Annotated in this window: 17 protein-coding genes, 1 tRNA gene and 1 pseudogene; 15 read left to right on the forward strand and 4 right to left on the reverse strand. The window is 36.2% G+C overall.

Annotated features, from left to right (window positions below):
* The first annotated feature begins 89 nt into the window (after window positions 1-89).
* The 3 genes from ABDZ63_RS08470 to ABDZ63_RS08480 are packed head-to-tail and all read left to right on the forward strand — an operon-like array spanning window position 90 to window position 1,936.
* Window positions 90-332 carry a hypothetical protein gene (locus ABDZ63_RS08470; RefSeq protein ID WP_343783093.1) on the forward strand — a complete coding sequence of 81 codons (243 nt, stop codon included), beginning with the start codon at window positions 90-92 and terminating at the stop codon, window positions 330-332.
* Between the two features lie 3 nt (window positions 333-335).
* On the forward strand, window positions 336-665 hold the full coding sequence (locus tag ABDZ63_RS08475) for a YolD-like family protein (protein WP_343783095.1): 330 nt from the start codon (window positions 336-338) through the stop codon (window positions 663-665).
* Between the two features lie 14 nt (window positions 666-679).
* Window positions 680-1,936: a DNA polymerase IV gene (locus ABDZ63_RS08480; protein ID WP_343783097.1), complete on the forward strand. Its 1,257-nt coding sequence runs from the start codon at window positions 680-682 to the stop codon at window positions 1,934-1,936.
* A gap of 40 nt (window positions 1,937-1,976) precedes the next feature.
* Here the strand turns inward: ABDZ63_RS08480 and lexA are convergent, their stop codons facing one another.
* Window positions 1,977-2,597, reverse strand: a complete 621-nt coding sequence (gene lexA / locus ABDZ63_RS08485; RefSeq protein WP_343783099.1) for a transcriptional repressor LexA — start codon at window positions 2,595-2,597, stop codon at window positions 1,977-1,979.
* 334 nt (window positions 2,598-2,931) lie between these two features.
* Here lexA and ABDZ63_RS08490 point away from each other — a divergent pair, with 334 nt between their 5' ends.
* From ABDZ63_RS08490 to ABDZ63_RS08520, 7 genes are all read left to right on the forward strand, one after another.
* On the forward strand, window positions 2,932-3,165 hold the full coding sequence (locus ABDZ63_RS08490; RefSeq protein ID WP_343783101.1) for a DUF896 domain-containing protein: 234 nt from the start codon (window positions 2,932-2,934) through the stop codon (window positions 3,163-3,165).
* Window positions 3,166-3,270: 105 nt separating this feature from the next.
* Window positions 3,271-5,280 carry a transketolase gene (gene tkt, locus ABDZ63_RS08495; protein ID WP_343783103.1) on the forward strand — a complete coding sequence of 670 codons (2,010 nt, stop codon included), beginning with the start codon at window positions 3,271-3,273 and terminating at the stop codon, window positions 5,278-5,280.
* A gap of 115 nt (window positions 5,281-5,395) precedes the next feature.
* On the forward strand, window positions 5,396-5,836 hold the full coding sequence (sirA, locus tag ABDZ63_RS08500) for a sporulation inhibitor of replication protein SirA (protein WP_343783105.1): 441 nt from the start codon (window positions 5,396-5,398) through the stop codon (window positions 5,834-5,836).
* Window positions 5,837-5,905: 69 nt separating this feature from the next.
* On the forward strand, window positions 5,906-6,142 hold the full coding sequence (locus ABDZ63_RS08505) for a YneF family protein (RefSeq protein ID WP_343783107.1): 237 nt from the start codon (window positions 5,906-5,908) through the stop codon (window positions 6,140-6,142).
* Window positions 6,143-6,279: 137 nt separating this feature from the next.
* Window positions 6,280-6,984 carry a cytochrome c biogenesis CcdA family protein gene (locus ABDZ63_RS08510; RefSeq protein ID WP_343783109.1) on the forward strand — a complete coding sequence of 235 codons (705 nt, stop codon included), beginning with the start codon at window positions 6,280-6,282 and terminating at the stop codon, window positions 6,982-6,984.
* 70 nt (window positions 6,985-7,054) lie between these two features.
* On the forward strand, window positions 7,055-7,513 hold the full coding sequence (locus ABDZ63_RS08515; RefSeq protein ID WP_343783111.1) for a Na(+)/H(+) antiporter subunit B: 459 nt from the start codon (window positions 7,055-7,057) through the stop codon (window positions 7,511-7,513).
* The gene (locus ABDZ63_RS08520; RefSeq protein ID WP_343783113.1) at window positions 7,513-7,998 is read left to right on the forward strand and encodes a CcdC family protein; all 486 of its coding nucleotides are present in this window, start codon (window positions 7,513-7,515) and stop codon (window positions 7,996-7,998) included. The genes ABDZ63_RS08515 and ABDZ63_RS08520 overlap by 1 nt, the downstream gene beginning before the upstream one ends.
* 24 nt (window positions 7,999-8,022) lie before the next feature.
* Here the strand turns inward: ABDZ63_RS08520 and ABDZ63_RS08525 are convergent, their stop codons facing one another.
* Both ABDZ63_RS08525 and ABDZ63_RS08530 read right to left on the reverse strand, forming a co-directional pair.
* On the reverse strand, window positions 8,023-8,442 hold the full coding sequence (locus tag ABDZ63_RS08525) for a DUF2621 family protein (RefSeq protein ID WP_343783195.1): 420 nt from the start codon (window positions 8,440-8,442) through the stop codon (window positions 8,023-8,025).
* Between the two features lie 55 nt (window positions 8,443-8,497).
* Window positions 8,498-8,594, reverse strand: a tRNA-Sec gene (locus ABDZ63_RS08530).
* 248 nt (window positions 8,595-8,842) lie between these two features.
* Between ABDZ63_RS08530 and ABDZ63_RS08535 the strand changes: the two genes are divergently transcribed.
* Window positions 8,843-9,925 (forward strand): ATP-binding protein, encoded by a 1,083-nt coding sequence (locus ABDZ63_RS08535; RefSeq protein WP_343783115.1) that lies wholly within the window; start codon window positions 8,843-8,845, stop codon window positions 9,923-9,925.
* Window positions 9,926-9,942: 17 nt separating this feature from the next.
* The gene (gene selB / locus ABDZ63_RS08540; protein ID WP_343783117.1) at window positions 9,943-11,820 is read left to right on the forward strand and encodes a selenocysteine-specific translation elongation factor; all 1,878 of its coding nucleotides are present in this window, start codon (window positions 9,943-9,945) and stop codon (window positions 11,818-11,820) included.
* Window positions 11,821-11,917: 97 nt separating this feature from the next.
* Here selB and selD read toward each other — a convergent pair whose 3' ends face one another.
* Window positions 11,918-12,982, reverse strand: a complete 1,065-nt coding sequence (selD, locus tag ABDZ63_RS08545) for a selenide, water dikinase SelD (protein ID WP_425541963.1) — start codon at window positions 12,980-12,982, stop codon at window positions 11,918-11,920.
* A 174-nt stretch (window positions 12,983-13,156) separates the two neighbouring features.
* Here selD and ABDZ63_RS08550 point away from each other — a divergent pair.
* The 3 genes and pseudogenes from ABDZ63_RS08550 to acnA all read left to right on the forward strand — a co-directional run.
* Window positions 13,157-13,339, forward strand: a pseudogene (locus ABDZ63_RS08550) (Rdx family protein); the annotation flags it as partial.
* A gap of 101 nt (window positions 13,340-13,440) precedes the next feature.
* Window positions 13,441-14,841 (forward strand): L-seryl-tRNA(Sec) selenium transferase, encoded by a 1,401-nt coding sequence (gene selA, locus ABDZ63_RS08555; RefSeq protein ID WP_343783121.1) that lies wholly within the window; start codon window positions 13,441-13,443, stop codon window positions 14,839-14,841.
* 152 nt (window positions 14,842-14,993) lie between these two features.
* Window positions 14,994-17,708, forward strand: a complete 2,715-nt coding sequence (acnA, locus tag ABDZ63_RS08560; RefSeq protein ID WP_343783123.1) for an aconitate hydratase AcnA — start codon at window positions 14,994-14,996, stop codon at window positions 17,706-17,708.
* Window positions 17,709-17,761 lie beyond the last annotated feature (53 nt).

Genomic DNA, 17,761 nt, shown 5'->3' on the forward strand with positions numbered 1-17,761 from the left:
GGGTATTTTTTTGGTTTATTTAACCATTTTAAACAACCTTGTTATTTTTCTTCTTTTTGTGGTATAATACGAACAAATGTTCTTTTTAAATGGAAGGGCTGATTGATATGAACCACATGTTGCAAAAGTCGTTAAGTAACAGATGTAAACTTGAGATGGTTTATATAGATTCGAAAAACAATATGACGCAGCGCACCGTACGTATTGTGAAGATCTACGATGACCGAATGCTCGGCTTTTGTTACCTGAAAAAGAAGGTAAGGTCATTTAAAAAAGAAAATATTTTAGCGATTTATCCTGTTCAACAAAATCACTTTGAAATGGAGGCTTAATAAATGCATCATGATCGCGGAAGTGTTAAATGGGCATCACTTATGCTCCCTGAACACGTCGAAGCTCTACAACATATCTGGCAAGAAAGTGAACGTGAACAACCGCCAACACTTGATGAACAACAATTAGAAGAACACCTTTTTTATTTATCTCAAGCCTACGAAGAACAATTAACAGTTAAAATTAATTACTTTAAAAACAGACAATATAAAGAAGTAACGGGGAACGTAATGTATTGGAGTCATGAGCAGCAATCTATTCGTTTACAAACCGATCATGATGATGAGCGTGAATGGATCAAATTAAAACATATTAAACAAATAACATTATAAAAGGAGTGAATTAAATGGACTACACTCCTTACCCAAGACACGATGTTCTCTGTATTGACATGCGTTCGTTTTATGCGAGTGTTGAATGTATGAAAAGAGGGCTCGATCCACACACTGCATTACTCGCTGTCGTTGGAGATCCAAATCGTAGCGGAAGTATTGTATTAGCAGCTTCTCCTGCTTTAAAAAGAAAGCATGGTATTAGTAATGTCAGCCGTTACTTTGAGCTTCCAAATGATGCGAATTTAATTATTGCAAGTGCACATATGGGAAACTACTTATCCATTTCACTTGAGATCACCAAGCTAATGATGCGCTTTGTACCAAAGGAAGCGATTCATATTTATTCGGTTGATGAATTGTGGTTAACTATCGATGGCTTAGAGCGTTTATACGGTTCTGTAAAGCAAATTGCTAAAAAAGTTCAAGCCAGCATTCGCGAACAATTTGGTATTGAATCTGTAATTGGGATTGGTGATAATAAATTTTTAGCTAAAGTTGTCATGGATATTCATGCTAAAAAAGCTTCTGATGGCATTAGTGAATGTCGGTATGAAAATGTGAGTGATTTATTGTGGCCAATCCCAGTTGAAAAAATATGGGGGATCGGCTCGCGAATGAAACACCATTTAAACCGAATGGGTATTAGAACCTTAGGGGATTTAGCGCGTTATTCAAAACCCTATTTAAAAAAGCGTTTCGGTGTGATAGGAGAACAATTATACTGGCACGCTTGGGGGATTGATTTAAGCCCTGTTATTGGAAACTTCACAAAAATGGAACAAAAAGGCTATGGGCACGGGGTTACACTTTTACGTGACTATACAAAAGGTGAGATTAATGCTTGCTTATTAGATTTATGCGAAGAAGCATGCCAAAGAGCAAGGAAAGATGGGAAAGAAGGAAGGACGATCCACCTTTCCATTGGGTATTCAAGTGAACATGGAACAGGATTTAGCCGATCAACTTCTATTGATACTCCAACAAATGATACATGGGAGATGTATCAAGTGTGTTTACAACTCTTCCAGCAATTTTATACAGAAAAATGCCATATTCGTAAAGCTTCAGTCACACTAACGAATTTAGAAGATGAGGTAGGAACTCAGTTAAGTCTTTTTGACCAACGAGTACAACAAAAGCAACTCGCCTACGCTGTTGACCACATACGAGAACGATTCGGTTCAACGGCCATTCTAAGAGCTAGTAGCTATACACCTGGCGGGATTGCGGTCGACCGTGGCAAGAAAATTGGCGGGCATTATGAATGAAAAAAGATTGTCCCTTCAAGGTAGAAGGAACAATCTTTTTTTAATGAATATCACGATATAGACCGATTACTTTGCCTAAAACAGTTACGTGGTCTAAAACAATCGGCTCCATTGTAGAGTTTTCAGGTTCTAAACGATACTGATTAGCATCTTTAAAGAAGCGTTTAACAGTGGCTTCGTCTTCATCAGTCATAGCGACTACAATATCTCCATTTGAAGCAGTAGACTGCTTTCTTACGATCACTAAATCTTGGTCTAAAATGCCAGCTTCAACCATACTATCTCCTTCAATAGATAAGACAAAAACATCTTCTTCAATAGCGGAGAATGTATTAGGAACTGGTATATATTCCTCAACATTTTCAACCGCTGTAATCGGTTCACCAGCTGTTACTTTACCAATTAATGGCGCATACATAGCAGTACGCTCGTGAACAGTTTGATTATCCTCATACGTAATTTCGATCGCACGTGGTTTCGTAGGATCACGACGAATATAGCCTTTTTCCTCAAGACGAGATAAATGGCCGTGAACAGTCGAGCTAGAAGCTAATCCAACCGCTTCAGCTATTTCCCGAACTGATGGTGGATATCCTTTCGCTTTAACCTCACCAATAATGAATTCATAGATTTCTTTTTGTCTCTTTGATAATTTTGTCACTCTTCTCACCTCATGGAATTAATAACCTTTATAAATATTATAGCAAGAATTGCCACAAAAAACAAACGTTCGTTCGTATTTCAAACACGATTCTTGTTTTTCTACTACATAGATTATAGAATATAGTTTGGACTTAGCGTATAAGGGTATTTTATATAGTGGGTATTTAAATATTTGTACTAAGTTGTTGTATTATGATGAACGAAGGATCTGACCCTCTCTCGGCAGATTTTTATCTCCTTCTGTTAGAGAGTCTAGGCAACCTTAAAGCACCCACAATAACAACAACGAGCTTTAACAAAACCAACAGTATAGAATTTAAAGGAGTTTTAAAATGCTATCGCAAGACAAAATTGACCGTATTAATGAACTGGCAAACAAAAAGAAAACAAAAAGTTTAACGAAAAAAGAGGAAAAAGAGCAAAAAGATTTAAGAGAAGAATACTTAGCTTCATTTCGTAACTCATTCAAAAACCAACTACACTCAATGAAGGTTGTTGACCCAGAAGGAGAAGATGTAACACCACAAAAACTTAAAGATGAACAAGAAAAAAATAAAAAACATTAAATAAACATCAATATTCATTGTCGGTTTTTGTTAAAATAGAAACGAGTTTAATTAAAGCCTGAAATATTAACAATGACAAGTGGAAGTTGAAGGGAGATTTATTCAATGAATAAAACAACAGAAGAACTATCTATTAATACCATTCGAACACTTACAATCGATGCGGTAGAAAAAGCTAACTCTGGTCACCCAGGCATGCCGATGGGTGCTGCGCCAATGGCTTACACACTTTGGTCTAAAGTGATGAACCATAACCCTAGTAATTCCTCATGGTTTAACCGTGATCGCTTTGTACTTTCAGCAGGTCATGGATCAATGCTTTTATATGCTTTATTACACTTATCTGGCTATAATGTTAGTCTTGATGACATTAAAAACTTCCGTCAATGGGGATCTAATACACCTGGACACCCAGAATTCGGACATACAGATGGTGTAGAGGCGACAACTGGACCATTAGGCCAAGGCTTAGCAATGGCAACTGGTAAGGCTATGGCAGAACGCTTCTTAGCATCAAAATATAATACTGATGACTATCAGCTAGTTGACCATTATACTTACTCTATTTGTGGTGATGGTGACTTGATGGAAGGTGTATCACAGGAATCAGCATCTTTAGCAGGTCACTTAAAACTTGGAAAGCTAATTGTATTATATGACTCTAATGATATTTCATTAGATGGTGATTTAAACCGTTCATTTTCTGAAAGTATAGAGGATCGTTATAAGTCATACGGTTGGCAAGTCATCCGTATTGAAGATGGAAATGATACTGCAGCAATCGAACGTGCTTTAGAGGAAGCAAAAGCTAATACTGAACAGCCAACGATGATTGAAGTTAAAACAGTTATTGGTTATGGTTCACCAAACAAATCAGGTAAAGCAGATTCTCATGGTGCACCACTTGGTGAAGATGAGCTTAAATTAGCTAAAGAACACTACGGTTGGGATTATGAAGACGATTTCTTCATTCCAGAAGAAGTTAAAGAAGACTTTAAGACTAAAGTACAACAACGTGGTGAAGCAACTGAAAACAAGTGGAAAGAACTTTTCGCTCAATATAAAGAAGCTAATCCTGAATTAGCAGATGAATTCGAAAAAGCAATCAATGGGGAATTACCTGTTGAATGGAACGCTGATTTACCAACATATGACGAGCATTCTAAAGCATTAGCAACACGCGCTGCTTCTGGTGAGGTTCTAAATGCAATCGCTCATAATCTCCCAAACTTAATTGGCGGAAGTGCAGACTTAGCCGGTTCAAATAAAACGACACTTAAAGGCGAAGACGATTTCAAACCGACTGATTACAGTGGAAGAAACGTTTGGTTTGGAGTACGTGAATTTGCCATGGCCTCTGCTTTAAATGGTATGTCACTTCACGGTGGAGTTAAAGTGTTCGGTGGTACGTTCTTCGTATTTAGTGATTACTTACGCCCAGCATTAAGGCTTTCTGCATTAATGGGAACGCCAGTAACTTATGTTTTAACACACGACTCTGTTGCTGTAGGTGAAGATGGCCCAACACACGAACCAATTGAGCAATTGCCTTCTTTACGTGCTATGCCACATCTAGATTTAATCAGACCAGCTGATGCAAATGAAACAAAAGCGGCTTGGGAGTTAGCTGTACAAGCAACTGACCACCCAACAGCATTAGTGTTAACACGCCAAGGTTTACCGGTACTACCTAACACTGATTCCATCGCTCATGATGGTGTTAAAAAAGGTGCTTATGTATTAAAGCAAGCTGAAAAAAAGCAACCTGATCTTATTCTCTTAGCAACAGGTTCTGAAGTCCACTTAGTTCACCAGGCAAGTGAGGCGTTAAAGGTAGAAGGAATCGATGCACAAGTTGTAAGCATGCCTTCTTGGTACCGTTTTGAACAACAGTCAGATGCCTATAAAGAATCTGTATTACCATCAGCAGTCAAAAATCGTTTAGCAGTTGAAATGGCATCTCCATTTGGTTGGGAACGTTATGTCGGCTTAGATGGTGATGTATTAGGTATTGATACTTTTGGTGCATCAGCTCCTGGTGATGAAGTCATCGAAAAATATGGCTTTACAGTAGACAATGTCATTGCACGAGCTAAGGCTCTGTTAAATAAGTAATACGAAATAACAAAGAAATGCAGGAATTGACATTGTTTTCACTTGATTGTATTTAAAATATGACAAACTTTTTTGCGGAATATTGATACGCTTGTCCTAAAGGGAGGGCTAAGACATGTATCAATATTCCTTATATTTTTTCAAACCAATCTATGCGATTCATTTTTACTATAAAGTTGATGTAATTTATCGTTTCTTATGGCAATACCATAACGGTAATAACACAGATACATCGACGTTAAAACAAGTTAATTCTGTCTTAGAAGAATTCCATATTGAAGACATACACAAACACTTATCTAATCCGAAATTTATAAATGATTTAGATATTAGAGTGGAAAATAAAGAGCTTCTGATTGATAGTGAAAAATTGAATATGAAAGTAGTTCAAAACGGGTTTGCCGTTGATATATATACAGATTCATTAATCGATGCTGATGAATTATTTTTCCAGTACATTAAGGAATACCATCCATATGTCTTTGTTGTAAACTTTGCCTCAAGGGAATGTGGTTGGATTCTACCTTTAGCAAAAAAAGCTAATTATCATATATAAGACTATTGTCATTATTCGAATGTTTTACTATACTGTATAAAGACAACGAGATAGGAGGATATAGAAGCAATGGACATACTATGGGTTGTATTAATTGCTTTTGGTACGTTGGTGGCAGGTTTACTTTTAGGATTCCTCATTGCTCGTAAAACAATGATGAGTTACTTAAAGAAGAACCCACCAATTAATGAGCAAATGTTACGTACAATGATGATGCAAATGGGACAAAAGCCTTCACAAAAGAAGATCAATCAAATGATGAAGTCTATGTCTCAACAAATGGACAATGACAAGAAGAAAAAATAAAACAAGAAGGGGGGAGCTATTTATAAAGCTTGCCCCTTTTTCATTTTTCATAAAACCGTCAATGATAAGACCTATTACTTAACAGACTTTCTGATACCATGGTAATATAAACATTGATTATAGTTAGGAGTGTAATAATGGCTGATGTTAATCTATTTTTAGCCTTTGGAGCTGGCTTTTTATCTTTTATCTCACCATGTGTATTACCATTGTATCCAGTTTTTCTTTCATATGTAACAGGAATGAGTGTAGAAGAGCTGAAAAATGACAATGCTATGTTAAGAAAAAGAAGTTTATTACATACTTTATTTTTCCTGATCGGGTTTTCATCCATCTTTATTATGTTAGGTTTCTCAACCTATTATATTGGCGAAACGCTTTATGCATATAGAGACCTTATTAGACAGCTCGGTGCAATATTAATCGTATTCTTTGGCTTAGTTATGGTTGGAGTTTTAAACTTTGAATTCCTCATGAAAGAACGAAAAGTGACTTTTAAAAATCGCCCAGCTGGTTATTTAGGTACATTATTTATTGGTGCTGCTTTCTCGATGAGTTGGACACCTTGTACTGGCCCAATATTAGCTGCTGTCCTAGCTTTAGCCGCAACGAACCCAGAGTCAGGTGTCATTATGATGACAGCTTACTCATTAGGATTTTCAGTCCCATTCTTTGCCATGTCATTTTTCATTGGTAAAATGGATTGGATCAAGCGTAATTCACAGAAAATTGTCCGAATCGGTGGTTATATCCTGATCTTCTTAGGTATTGCGCTATTCTTTGACTGGCTTCGAATAATCACAGCATATTTAGCTAATTTAATTGGTTTTCAAGGGTTTTAAACATTGAACGAAAAAGCATAATAGCATATAATAATATTGATTTAGCAAACAAAGAAAAAGGGGATTTTATATGGCACACACAAATGACATAATCCTTAAAACAATGACTCAGTTAATTGCATTTATTTTATTAGGGTTTTCTATTTACTTATTCTTTGCTGGGCATAACGCTCCTGGTGGTGGTTTTATTGGTGGGTTAATGACAGCAGCAGCCATTATTTTAATGTATATTACTTATGGTTATGAAAAAATTGAAAAAATCTTGCCGATTAACTTTACTACGATGTTTGTAGTTGGTCTTGGTATTGCGACATTGGCTGGTCTTGGGTCAATGGTTTTCGGAGCTCCATTTTTATCACAAACATTTGAATACTATAACTTACCGATCTTAGGAGAAACAGAATTAGCGACGGCGTTAATTTTTGATCTCGGTGTTTATTTAGGTGTTGTCGGTGTTACTATGACCATCATATTAACGATTGCAACGGATTCATCTGATGAAAAGGACGAAGAAAAGGCAGAGGCGTAATGTTTTCAATATTAGACCATCCATTAGTGGCAGGTTTTATCACAGTCATGGCAGTATTAATGGCTACAAGTATGATTATTGTTAGGCTCCGTGCTTCAAAGAAACCTGCATCCGTAAAAAAAATTATATTACCGCCACTATTTATGAGTACAGGAGCGTTAATGTTTTTCGTTCCATACTTCCAAATTGAATGGATCCTAGTAGTAGAGGCTGTTATAGTTGGTTTACTGTTTTCTATTCTTTTAATCTATACATCGAATTTTGAGGTTAAAGAAAATGAAATATATTTAAAACCATCGAAGGCGCTTGGATTTATTTTAATAGGACTCTTGTTAGTTAGGATTGTATGGAAGTCGATTATAGGCGAAGACATTTCTGTAGGAGAAACGAGTGCGATGTTTTACTTACTAGCATTCGCGATGCTTGTGACATGGCGAATAGCTATGCTTATGAAATTTTTAAAGCTTAAAGAACGTTTAAACTAAAAAGAAAGTGGAAGTTAGTTCACACTAGCTTCCACTTTCTTTTTCTCTTTCTAATAAATGCTCATACTGCGAAAAACCAATTTCTTTTTCATTCAGTCTTTTAATTAAAAATTTATGGTCTCTTTTTGGAGTGGCTAATATATAACCTTCAATCAGCAAATCCAACGTGATCGTCTTAGCCTTTCGCTCTAACGCTAATTGACCAATCTTAGAACCAATCTTTTGTTTAGCAACGTCTCTAAACAACTCAGGAACTGGCTCTACCAATTCATTAAGTAACGCCTTTTTCTCTTCACTCCATAAATCAATCGTTTCATTTACATAATATTCTTCCCAGTCAATGATTGATTTACCATCTTCTTTTGGCAGCTTTTTAAGGAATTTACGAAACATAAAATAGCCACCTATAGATAGTAAGCCTAACATAATAAAAGACCAAATCATTAATAATATACCAACAATTGTCGACATAAGTTCTCACTCTCTTTTAGTTGTACATTGGCGGGACTGTGTGGGAATCGAACCCACCGGAGACGACACGCGCCTCCCATGCGGTTTTGAAGACCGTGACATGCACCAGCGTTGTAACCAGCCCCAAATGATCCAGAAAAACCTCAAAAGTTATTATACAAGTTAATATTGACTCAAGCAACTTAAAGATTTCGTGAGGTCTATTTTCATAGGTAAAAAAATCTAGTATAATTGTTCTAAATATAGAATGTTTGTTTAATATTTTTTAGACAATTACAATTAATTTAGTTAAAATGAATATAACTGTTATATTTTGTTATCTCGCATCATACTTTGTAATAAATTCGCCTTTTTAGGGAGGGTTAATCCGTCTATGAGAGAACCTTTAACTTCTACAGATGTTGATGAACTTAGAAACAATGATAAATTCCAAGGTATTATAGAAGCGGCTAATTTATGGGTTGACCAAAATTCTATGACTGTCAAAACAATCTATGACGACTCATTTAATATTGTTTACACTAGCAAAACAGTTAAGGATGTATTTGGGTACACTCAAGAAGAGATGATCAATCAAACCATTTTAGATTTTATTCACCCAGAGCACCGTCAAGCTGTACAAGATTGTTTAATCGATTTAGATGTCAACAGTAAAAAAGCTCATGAATTTCGTGTATTGCATCATGATGGAAGGTATATTGATTGCCAAGCTCACTCTGGAAAAATCATTGATCATAAGACGAAGGAAATTTACTATATTAGCGTAACGCAAGATATTATGGCACATAAACAAGCTCAACAAATGTTAGTAAGCTCTGAAAAATTATCAACTGCAGGGCAATTAGCAGCTAGTGTAGCACATGAAATACGTAACCCGATCACTTCTTTAAAAGGTTTTTTACAATTACTAGAGACAGGAATTGAAGGAAAAGAAGCGTACTTAAAAATAATGAAAGATGAAATTGAAAAAATAGAATCCATTTCTTCAGAGCTATTATATATTGCAAAACCTTCTCCTAATGAATTTGAAGAAGCTAATATTATAGAGATGTTAGAAGATGTATGTTTGTTAATGCGGTCTCAAGCAAGACTAGATGATGTTGAAGTGGTATTAGAGTCAGACCTTGATCATCATATGGTTTTATGTGACAGGTCACAGATCAAGCAAGTTTTTATAAATTTGATCAAAAATGCGATTGAAGCGATGCGTGAAGCTGGAACTATTACAGTTAAAATTACATATGACGAGACATTATCAATCGAGGTCATGGATGAAGGAGAAGGGGTGCCTGATTCGTTAAAAGAAAGATTAGGCCAACCTTTCTTAACTACTAAAGATAAAGGGACAGGTTTAGGGTTAATGGTCACAATGGACATTTTAAAAAATCATGAAGCCGAATTACTTATTAAAGACCGAGAACCTAAAGGTAGTATTTTTCAAGTTGAATTTTTATAAATTTAGTTGGTGACAATATGACAAATAAAAATTACACAATTGGTATGGCTGGACATATTGATCATGGTAAAACTGAACTAACAAAAGCTCTTACTGGTGTTGACACTGACCGATTAAAAGAAGAAAAAGAAAGAAACATTTCAATCGAACTAGGCTATGCACCCTTATATGTAGGAGAAGGTTTATCTTTATCTATAATTGACGTTCCTGGCCATGAACGATTCATTCGTCAAATGATTGCTGGTGTTTCAGGTGTTGATGCTACTTTACTAGTGATTGCAGCAGATGAAGGAGTTATGCCACAAACGATTGAGCATATCGAGATTTTAAATTACTTAGAGATTAAAAACGCTTTTATAGTTATAACCAAAGTTGAATTACTAGAAGAAGAACTCTTACAACTTGTTTTAGATGATATAAAAGCTCACACAAACAATACTATTTTTAAAAAAGCTCCAACCTACCAAGTTGATTCACTAAGTGGTAAAGGGATAGAAAAACTAAAATATGACTTAATTGAAACCTTAAAATCTATGCCTGTAAAAGATGATAAAGGATATTTTAGGATGCCTGTCGATCAGTCTTTTCATGTTCATGGAATTGGAACGATTGTTCGTGGAACGATTACAGAAGGTGTTGTTAAAGAAGGGGATAAACTTCTCTTACAACCTGAAATGAGAGAAACAGAAGTCAAGAGCTTACAACAATTTGGTGAACCTGTTACTCAATCTTACATAGGAAACAGAACAGCAATAGCATTAAAAGGAATGAATCAAGCTTTGATCAGAAGAGGAGATGTATTGACTAATAACGGCCAATATAATTCATCCGAGAGAGTTGATGTAAAGTTAAACGTAAGCCCTCATATAAAACAGCCGATTAAACAAAGAACTCCTATTAAACTTCACACAGGAACGAGTGAGATTTATGGTCGGTTAATTTTATTTGACCGGAATGAATTAGACCAACCAGGTGAAGATGTCTATGTACAAATAGAACTTACTGAACCCGCCTATGTCATAAGGCATGATTATTTCATATTAAGAAGAGCGACACCAGTCGAAACAATTGGTGGAGGACAAGTTATTAATGCCCCCGCCAAGAAGCATCGATTTGGAATGGATACTGTCAATCAATTAAAACAGCAAGCTGAATTCACAGTGGAAGAGATCATTTTAGATTTTATCAACCAGCAATATGTGACAAGAGAAGAAGAAATAACAAACCAATTGAATATCGACCCAAAGTTTGTAAAAGCGACCTTAAATCAATTATATGATAACCAATCGATTATCTTTATAAATCGACTAGTTATGACTCGTGAATGGTTCAATCAGCAAATCGATTCACTATCAATAACTTTGAAGGATTACCATGATACCCGTCCATTAATAGTAGGGTATGACAAATCTGAGCTCATCCAACAAATACCTGTAAAGCCCAAGGTCACTAAAGTTATATTAGATCATTTAATAGAGCAAGGATACTTTAAGCAAAATGCACATTTCATTTCAATACCTGACTTCACCCCTTATATTCCAAATCGAATTAAAGGAGAAGTTGAAGAAGGGGTTGACAACCTAAGGAAAGATCATTTGAAAGTTGACCCATTTTCAGCTTACTTTACGGATTTAGATACAGAGACGATTTCTGATTTGAAAAATTATTTGTTATATGAGAACAAGTTAGTCAGTATAACAGACGATTTATTCATTCATCGCGTTCAGTTTGATGAAGCTGTTAAAACACTTAAGTCTCATACTGGAAGACAATTTTCATTGAAGGATGCGAAGGAGTGCCTAGATTTATCACGGAAATATTTAATCCCTTTCCTAGATAAATTAGATGAAATGAAAATAACCATAAGAGAAGAAGAGTACAGGTGTTGGCTTTAAGAAGCTGGTTTTAAAATAGTCACGCTTAAAATAATCTAAAGATAAAAACTGCACTTCCAAATGATAGACAGTGACTCTAAGCATTTGGCGGTGCAGTTTATTTTACATTAATATGTGACTCTTGCCCTTCAACTTCGACAACTTCTCCGATTATATGTGCTTTATAACCATTCAATTGGTTGACGCGATTAACATAATGCACAGCTTCATCTGTATTCATAGATATTAATAAACCACCTGAGGTAATTGCATCAGCCAAAATTAATTGGGATTCTTCGTTAACATTTTCTTCAAACGATACAACATCTTTTAACCAATTTAAGTTAGCTTTTGTACCACCAGGGACAGCACCTTGTTCTACAAGGGGGCTTATTCCATCCATAACAGGAACTTGCTCATTATAGATCGTTAGTGATTGTTGACTTCCTTTTGCTAGTTCATATGCATGACCTAAAAGGCCAAAACCAGTTACATCAGTCACAGCATTCGGTTTATAATTGCGTAATTGTTCAGCGGTTTCTTTGTTTAATTGTGTCATCCATTTAATCGCTTCTTCTACAATTTTAGGCGAAGCTAAGTCTTTTTTAATCGCTGTTGTCGCAATACCAATGCCTATAGGCTTCGTTAACACTAATGCATCACCTAATTGCGCTCCGATATTAGTCCATAGATTATCAGGGTGTACAAAACCTGTAACAGAAAGTCCGAATTTCGGTTCATCATCATCAATCGAATGCCCACCTACAATAGAACCTCCTGCTTGATGAACCTGATCCTCAGCACCTTGAAGAATTCGCGCTAGGACATCAGAACCGTATTTTTTGACGGAAAAACCAACAATATTTAATGCCGTTTTGACATCTGCTCCCATAGCGTATACATCACTTAAAGCATTAGCTGCAGCAATTTGCCCAAAGGTATAAGCATCATCAACCACAGGTGTAAAATAATCAACGGTTTGAACCATCGCTAAATCATCACTTATTTGATATACACCGGCATCATCGGAGCTATTTTGACTATACAAGACCTTGTCATCATTAGATTGACGTTCTACTTGACTCAACACTTGAGCCAGCTCGCTTGGTGCGAGTTTACAACCTCAACCTGCTTTAGAGGAAAGAGAAGTTAAACGTAATATTTCATCTCGCTCTCGACTCATCATAATCACCTCCAATTTTAAGGATATTACACTAAAACAAAATTTTCTAGAAATTAAGTATTAATTGTTGAAATAGATCAAATACTTTTATAGGCTAGTAATTGAAAAGAAGGGGGCATTTAGATGAGTTACAAAGTTTCAATTGAATTTTGTATGCAGTGAAACTATGCACCAAAAGCTGCGAGTTTCGCAGATGAGTTATTTACTGAATTCCGACATGACATTAAAGAAATGAAACTAATACCAGCATCTGGTGGCGCGTTTGAAGTTACGGTAAATGATGAGTTGGTTTACTCGAAACTAGATACAGGCGTCTTTCCAGAAGCTCAACAAGTGATTAAGCACATGAACTCGTAAAACCCATAACCCGCCTGTGTCCCTTCACGGTGGGTTTCTTTATGACTTTGCAATAGTTAGGTTATAATGGATAAATAAATGATTTAAAATGAGGCGGTCATATGCAATTGTTAAGACAAATCCCCCCAATCCACGAGTTATTAAAAGACGAACGAATTCAAGCTAGCTTCCAAAATGGACAGATTTCATATGAACAAACGAAAAAGCTAATACACGAAGGTATAGAGCAAATAAGAGAACAAATTCTTAATAACAATCAAGCACACTCCTTTACTCGAGATGAGATACGGAATCAAATAGTTGAAACCACTATACTCCTAGTTGCACAATATAAAATGTACAACCTTCAACCTGTAATTAATGGTACAGGCACCATTTTACATACTAACTTAGGTCGTGCTCGCATCGCACCTAAGGCAGTAAAGAGAGTCGTTGACATGGCTAAGTCATATTCTACTTTAGAATATGACCTTCATACAGGAAGGAGAGGGTCAAGACAGGACTTAATCGAAAGCTATATTACCGAGTTAACAGGAGCTGAAGCAGCTATTGTTGTTAATAATAATGCTGCAGCTGTTTATATGGTACTTTCTGCTTTTACCCAAAATACTGAAACTATTGTTTCTAGAGGAGAACTAGTAGAAATAGGTGGAAGCTTTCGAGTGTCTTCGATCATGGAAGAAAGTGGAACAAAATTAAAAGAAGTAGGAACAACAAATAAGACGCATTTATTCGATTACGAACAAGCTATTAATGAAAACACTAAAATGATCATGAAAGTGCATACTAGTAATTTTTATATTAGTGGCTTTACTTCCTCTGTTGAACGGAATGCTTTAGCACACTTAGCTCAACAAAATAATTTAATATACTATGAGGATTTAGGAAGCGGGCTTTTATACGATTTACAACAAACGGGCATAAGTGATGAGCCTGTAGTGAGAACTGTTTTAGACGAAGGTGCAGGCCTAGTCTCGTTTAGTGTTGATAAACTTTTAGGAGGGCCACAAGCTGGCATCATTGCAGGAAAAAAGAAATATATTGATCAACTTAAAAAACACCAACTTGCTAGAGTTCTGCGAGTAGATAAAATGACTTATGCAGCATTAGAAGAAACGTTAAGGTTAACACGTATGGGTGAAGTTGATGAAATCCCAACATTACACGATTTACTTAAAAGCCAAAAGCAAATAATAGAAGACGTGCAGTCACTTTTAGAATCTAGTAGGAATGTGCAAAATTTAAAAATTGAACAGTGTGAAACCGAATCAAAAGTTGGTGGTGGAACGTTACCGGAAGTGAAATTAAAATCATATGGTATTAAAGTAAGTTCAAGGTTATTAACAGCTAGATCCTTGAGTGAGTTATTCCGAAAACATATTAAACCAATCATCGTTAGAATTGAACAGGGGAAGGTATTAGTAGATTTTAGAACCGTACAGACAGAAGAACAAGAAGAAATTCTAAAAGCTATTAAAGCTATTGACACACAATTAAAATAACAATAATTCCTAGAAGAAATTTAGTTTTAACGTTTTACTTCTATATCGTTTTAATATAAAATGAATACGTGCAGAATTATTGGCTTTTCTGTAGAAAAACGCTAATTAATAATTGAAACGAAACATTACATAAGTTAAGGGGGTAAAGTAACATGGTAGCTAGTCATGCTTCAAACTCAAAAAAGCAATTCGAACTTAATGGTAAAACGTATAATTATTACCATTTAAAAGCACTTGAAGAGCAAGGCTTGGGTAACGTTTCACGCCTACCTTATTCAATTCGCGTGCTTTTAGAATCTGTATTACGTCAATATGACGGTCATGTTATTAAGGATGAACACATTGAAAAACTAGCAAAATGGGCTGATGGTGAAAAAGTAGATGTTCCTTTCAAACCATCACGTGTTATTTTGCAAGACTTTACAGGTGTACCAGCAGTAGTAGACTTGGCATCACTTCGTAAAGCAATGGTTGATATGGGTGGTAGCCCAGATCAAATCAACCCAGAAGTACCAGTAGATTTAGTAATCGACCACTCTGTACAGGTAGATCAATATGGTACTAAAGACGCATTACGTCTCAATATGGAAATGGAATTTGAGCGTAACAAAGAGCGTTATGAGTTCCTACACTGGGCACAGAAAGCATTTGATAATTATCGTGCTGTACCACCAGCAACAGGAATCGTACACCAAGTAAACTTAGAATATATTGCAAATGTTGTTCACGAAAAACAACAAGAAGATGGAACTTATGATGCGTTCCCAGATACACTTGTTGGTACGGACTCACATACAACTATGATCAATGGTTTAGGTGTTCTAGGTTGGGGTGTAGGTGGTATTGAAGCAGAAGCAGGTATGCTTGGTCAGCCTTCATACTTCCCAACTCCAGAAGTTATTGGTGTTAAATTAACTGGTAGCTTCCCAGATGCAACGACTGCAACAGACTTAGCATTAAAAGTAACACAAGTGCTACGTGAAAAGAACGTTGTCGGTAAGTTTGTTGAATTCTTCGGTCCTGGTCTTACAGAAATGCCATTAGCAGACCGTGCAACAATTTCAAACATGGCGCCTGAATATGGTGCAACATGTGGTTTCTTCCCAGTTGATGAGGAAACATTAGACTATATGCGTTTAACTGGTCGTACTGAAGAGCAAATCCAGTTAGTTAAAGAATATTTACAGAAGAACGATTTATTCTACACGTCTGACCAAGAAGACCCAGCATTCACAGAACTTGTAGAAATTGATCTTTCTGATTTAGAACCAAACTTATCTGGTCCAAAGCGTCCACAAGACTTAATTCCACTTTCAAATATGAAAGAATCATTTGACAAAGCGTTAACAGCTCCTGCTGGTAATCATGGTTTTGGTCTTGATGAGAAGGATAAAGAAAAAGAAGCTGTTGTTAAGTTTAACAATGGCGACGAAACAACGATGAAAACAGGTGCATTAGCGATTGCGGCGATTACATCTTGTACCAACACATCTAACCCACACGTTATGTTAGGTGCTGGACTACTTGCAAAGAAAGCTGTCGAAAAAGGCTTAGAAGTACCTTCGTATGTTAAAACGTCATTAGCGCCTGGTTCAAAAGTTGTTACTAACTACCTTGAGAATTCAGGTTTAATGGAATATCTTGATCAATTAGGTTTCAACTTAGTTGGTTATGGCTGTACGACTTGTATCGGTAACTCTGGACCTTTACTACCTGAAATTGAGGAATCAATTGCTGAAGCTGATTTAACAGTATCATCAGTGCTTTCAGGTAACCGTAACTTTGAAGGTCGTATTCACCCATTAGTGCGTGCAAACTACTTAGCTTCACCACCGATCGTAGTAGCATATGCATTAGCTGGAACAGTAGATATCGACATTTTAAATGAGCCTTTAGGTCAAGATGCTGATGGTAATCATGTTTACTTTAATGATATTTGGCCATCTTCTGATGAAATTAAGACTGAAATCGAAAAAGTTGTAACACCAGAAATCTTCCGTAAAGAATATGAAGATGTATTTGACTCTAATGAAGAATGGAATAAAATCCAAACAACTGACGAGCCATTATATGAGTTCGATGAAAATTCAACTTATATCCAAAACCCACCATTCTTCGAAGAAATGTCTAAAGATCCAAAAGAGGTTCAACCTCTTGATGGATTACGGGTCGTTGGTAAATTCGGTGACTCAGTTACAACCGACCACATTTCTCCAGCAGGTGCTATTCCTAAAGATATGCCTGCGGGTCAATATTTAATTGGAAAAGATGTTTCTCCTCGTAACTTTAACTCTTATGGTTCTCGTCGTGGTAACCATGAAGTTATGATGCGTGGTACATTTGGTAACATCCGGATTCGTAACGAAATTGCAGGAGGTAAAGAAGGCGGATTTACAACTTACTGGCCAACTGGTGATGTAATGCCTATTTACGATGCTGCAATGAAATATAAAGAAGACGGCACTGGTTTATGTGTCATTGCCGGTGATGATTATGGAATGGGTAGCTCTCGTGACTGGGCTGCTAAGGGAACTGACCTACTAGGTATTAAAACTGTAATTGCCCAAAGTTTTGAGCGTATTCACCGTTCTAACCTTGTTATGATGGGTGTATTACCACTTCAATTCCAGAAGGGTGACACGATTGAATCATTAGGTTTAACGGGTGAAGAAGCAATTGACGTTCATGTAACTAAAGATGTTAAACCACATGACTTAATTAAGGTAACAGCAACAGACGACAAAGGTGAAACTAAAGAATTTGAAGTAGTTGCTCGTTTCGATAGTGATGTTGAGGTTGATTACTACCGCCATGGTGGAATCTTACCAATGGTACTACGTAAAAAGTTACAAACAGTTGAAAAGTAATAATTTCTTATAGTCAAAAGCCACCGTTATATATAACGGTGGCTTTATTAATA

This window comes from Alkalibacillus silvisoli (assembly GCF_039521975.1).
Lineage (GTDB): Bacteria > Bacillota > Bacilli > Bacillales > Alkalibacillaceae > Alkalibacillus > Alkalibacillus silvisoli.

Bases quoted from the DNA above. Each gene is read 5' to 3' on its own strand.
- ABDZ63_RS08470 (WP_343783093.1), top strand. From the start codon at position 90: ATGGAAGGGCTGATTGATATGAACCACATGTTGCAAAAGTCGTTAAGT.
- ABDZ63_RS08475 (WP_343783095.1), top strand. From the start codon at position 336: ATGCATCATGATCGCGGAAGTGTTAAATGGGCATCACTTATGCTCCCT.
- ABDZ63_RS08480 (WP_343783097.1), top strand. From the start codon at position 680: ATGGACTACACTCCTTACCCAAGACACGATGTTCTCTGTATTGACATG.
- ABDZ63_RS08490 (WP_343783101.1), top strand. From the start codon at position 2,932: ATGCTATCGCAAGACAAAATTGACCGTATTAATGAACTGGCAAACAAA.
- tkt (WP_343783103.1), top strand. From the start codon at position 3,271: ATGAATAAAACAACAGAAGAACTATCTATTAATACCATTCGAACACTT.
- sirA (WP_343783105.1), top strand. From the start codon at position 5,396: ATGTATCAATATTCCTTATATTTTTTCAAACCAATCTATGCGATTCAT.
- ABDZ63_RS08505 (WP_343783107.1), top strand. From the start codon at position 5,906: ATGGACATACTATGGGTTGTATTAATTGCTTTTGGTACGTTGGTGGCA.
- ABDZ63_RS08510 (WP_343783109.1), top strand. From the start codon at position 6,280: ATGGCTGATGTTAATCTATTTTTAGCCTTTGGAGCTGGCTTTTTATCT.
- ABDZ63_RS08515 (WP_343783111.1), top strand. From the start codon at position 7,055: ATGGCACACACAAATGACATAATCCTTAAAACAATGACTCAGTTAATT.
- ABDZ63_RS08520 (WP_343783113.1), top strand. From the start codon at position 7,513: ATGTTTTCAATATTAGACCATCCATTAGTGGCAGGTTTTATCACAGTC.
- ABDZ63_RS08525 (WP_343783195.1), bottom strand. From the start codon at position 8,442: ATGATTTGGTCTTTTATTATGTTAGGCTTACTATCTATAGGTGGCTAT.
- ABDZ63_RS08535 (WP_343783115.1), top strand. From the start codon at position 8,843: ATGAGAGAACCTTTAACTTCTACAGATGTTGATGAACTTAGAAACAAT.
- selB (WP_343783117.1), top strand. From the start codon at position 9,943: ATGACAAATAAAAATTACACAATTGGTATGGCTGGACATATTGATCAT.
- selA (WP_343783121.1), top strand. From the start codon at position 13,441: ATGCAATTGTTAAGACAAATCCCCCCAATCCACGAGTTATTAAAAGAC.
- acnA (WP_343783123.1), top strand. From the start codon at position 14,994: ATGGTAGCTAGTCATGCTTCAAACTCAAAAAAGCAATTCGAACTTAAT.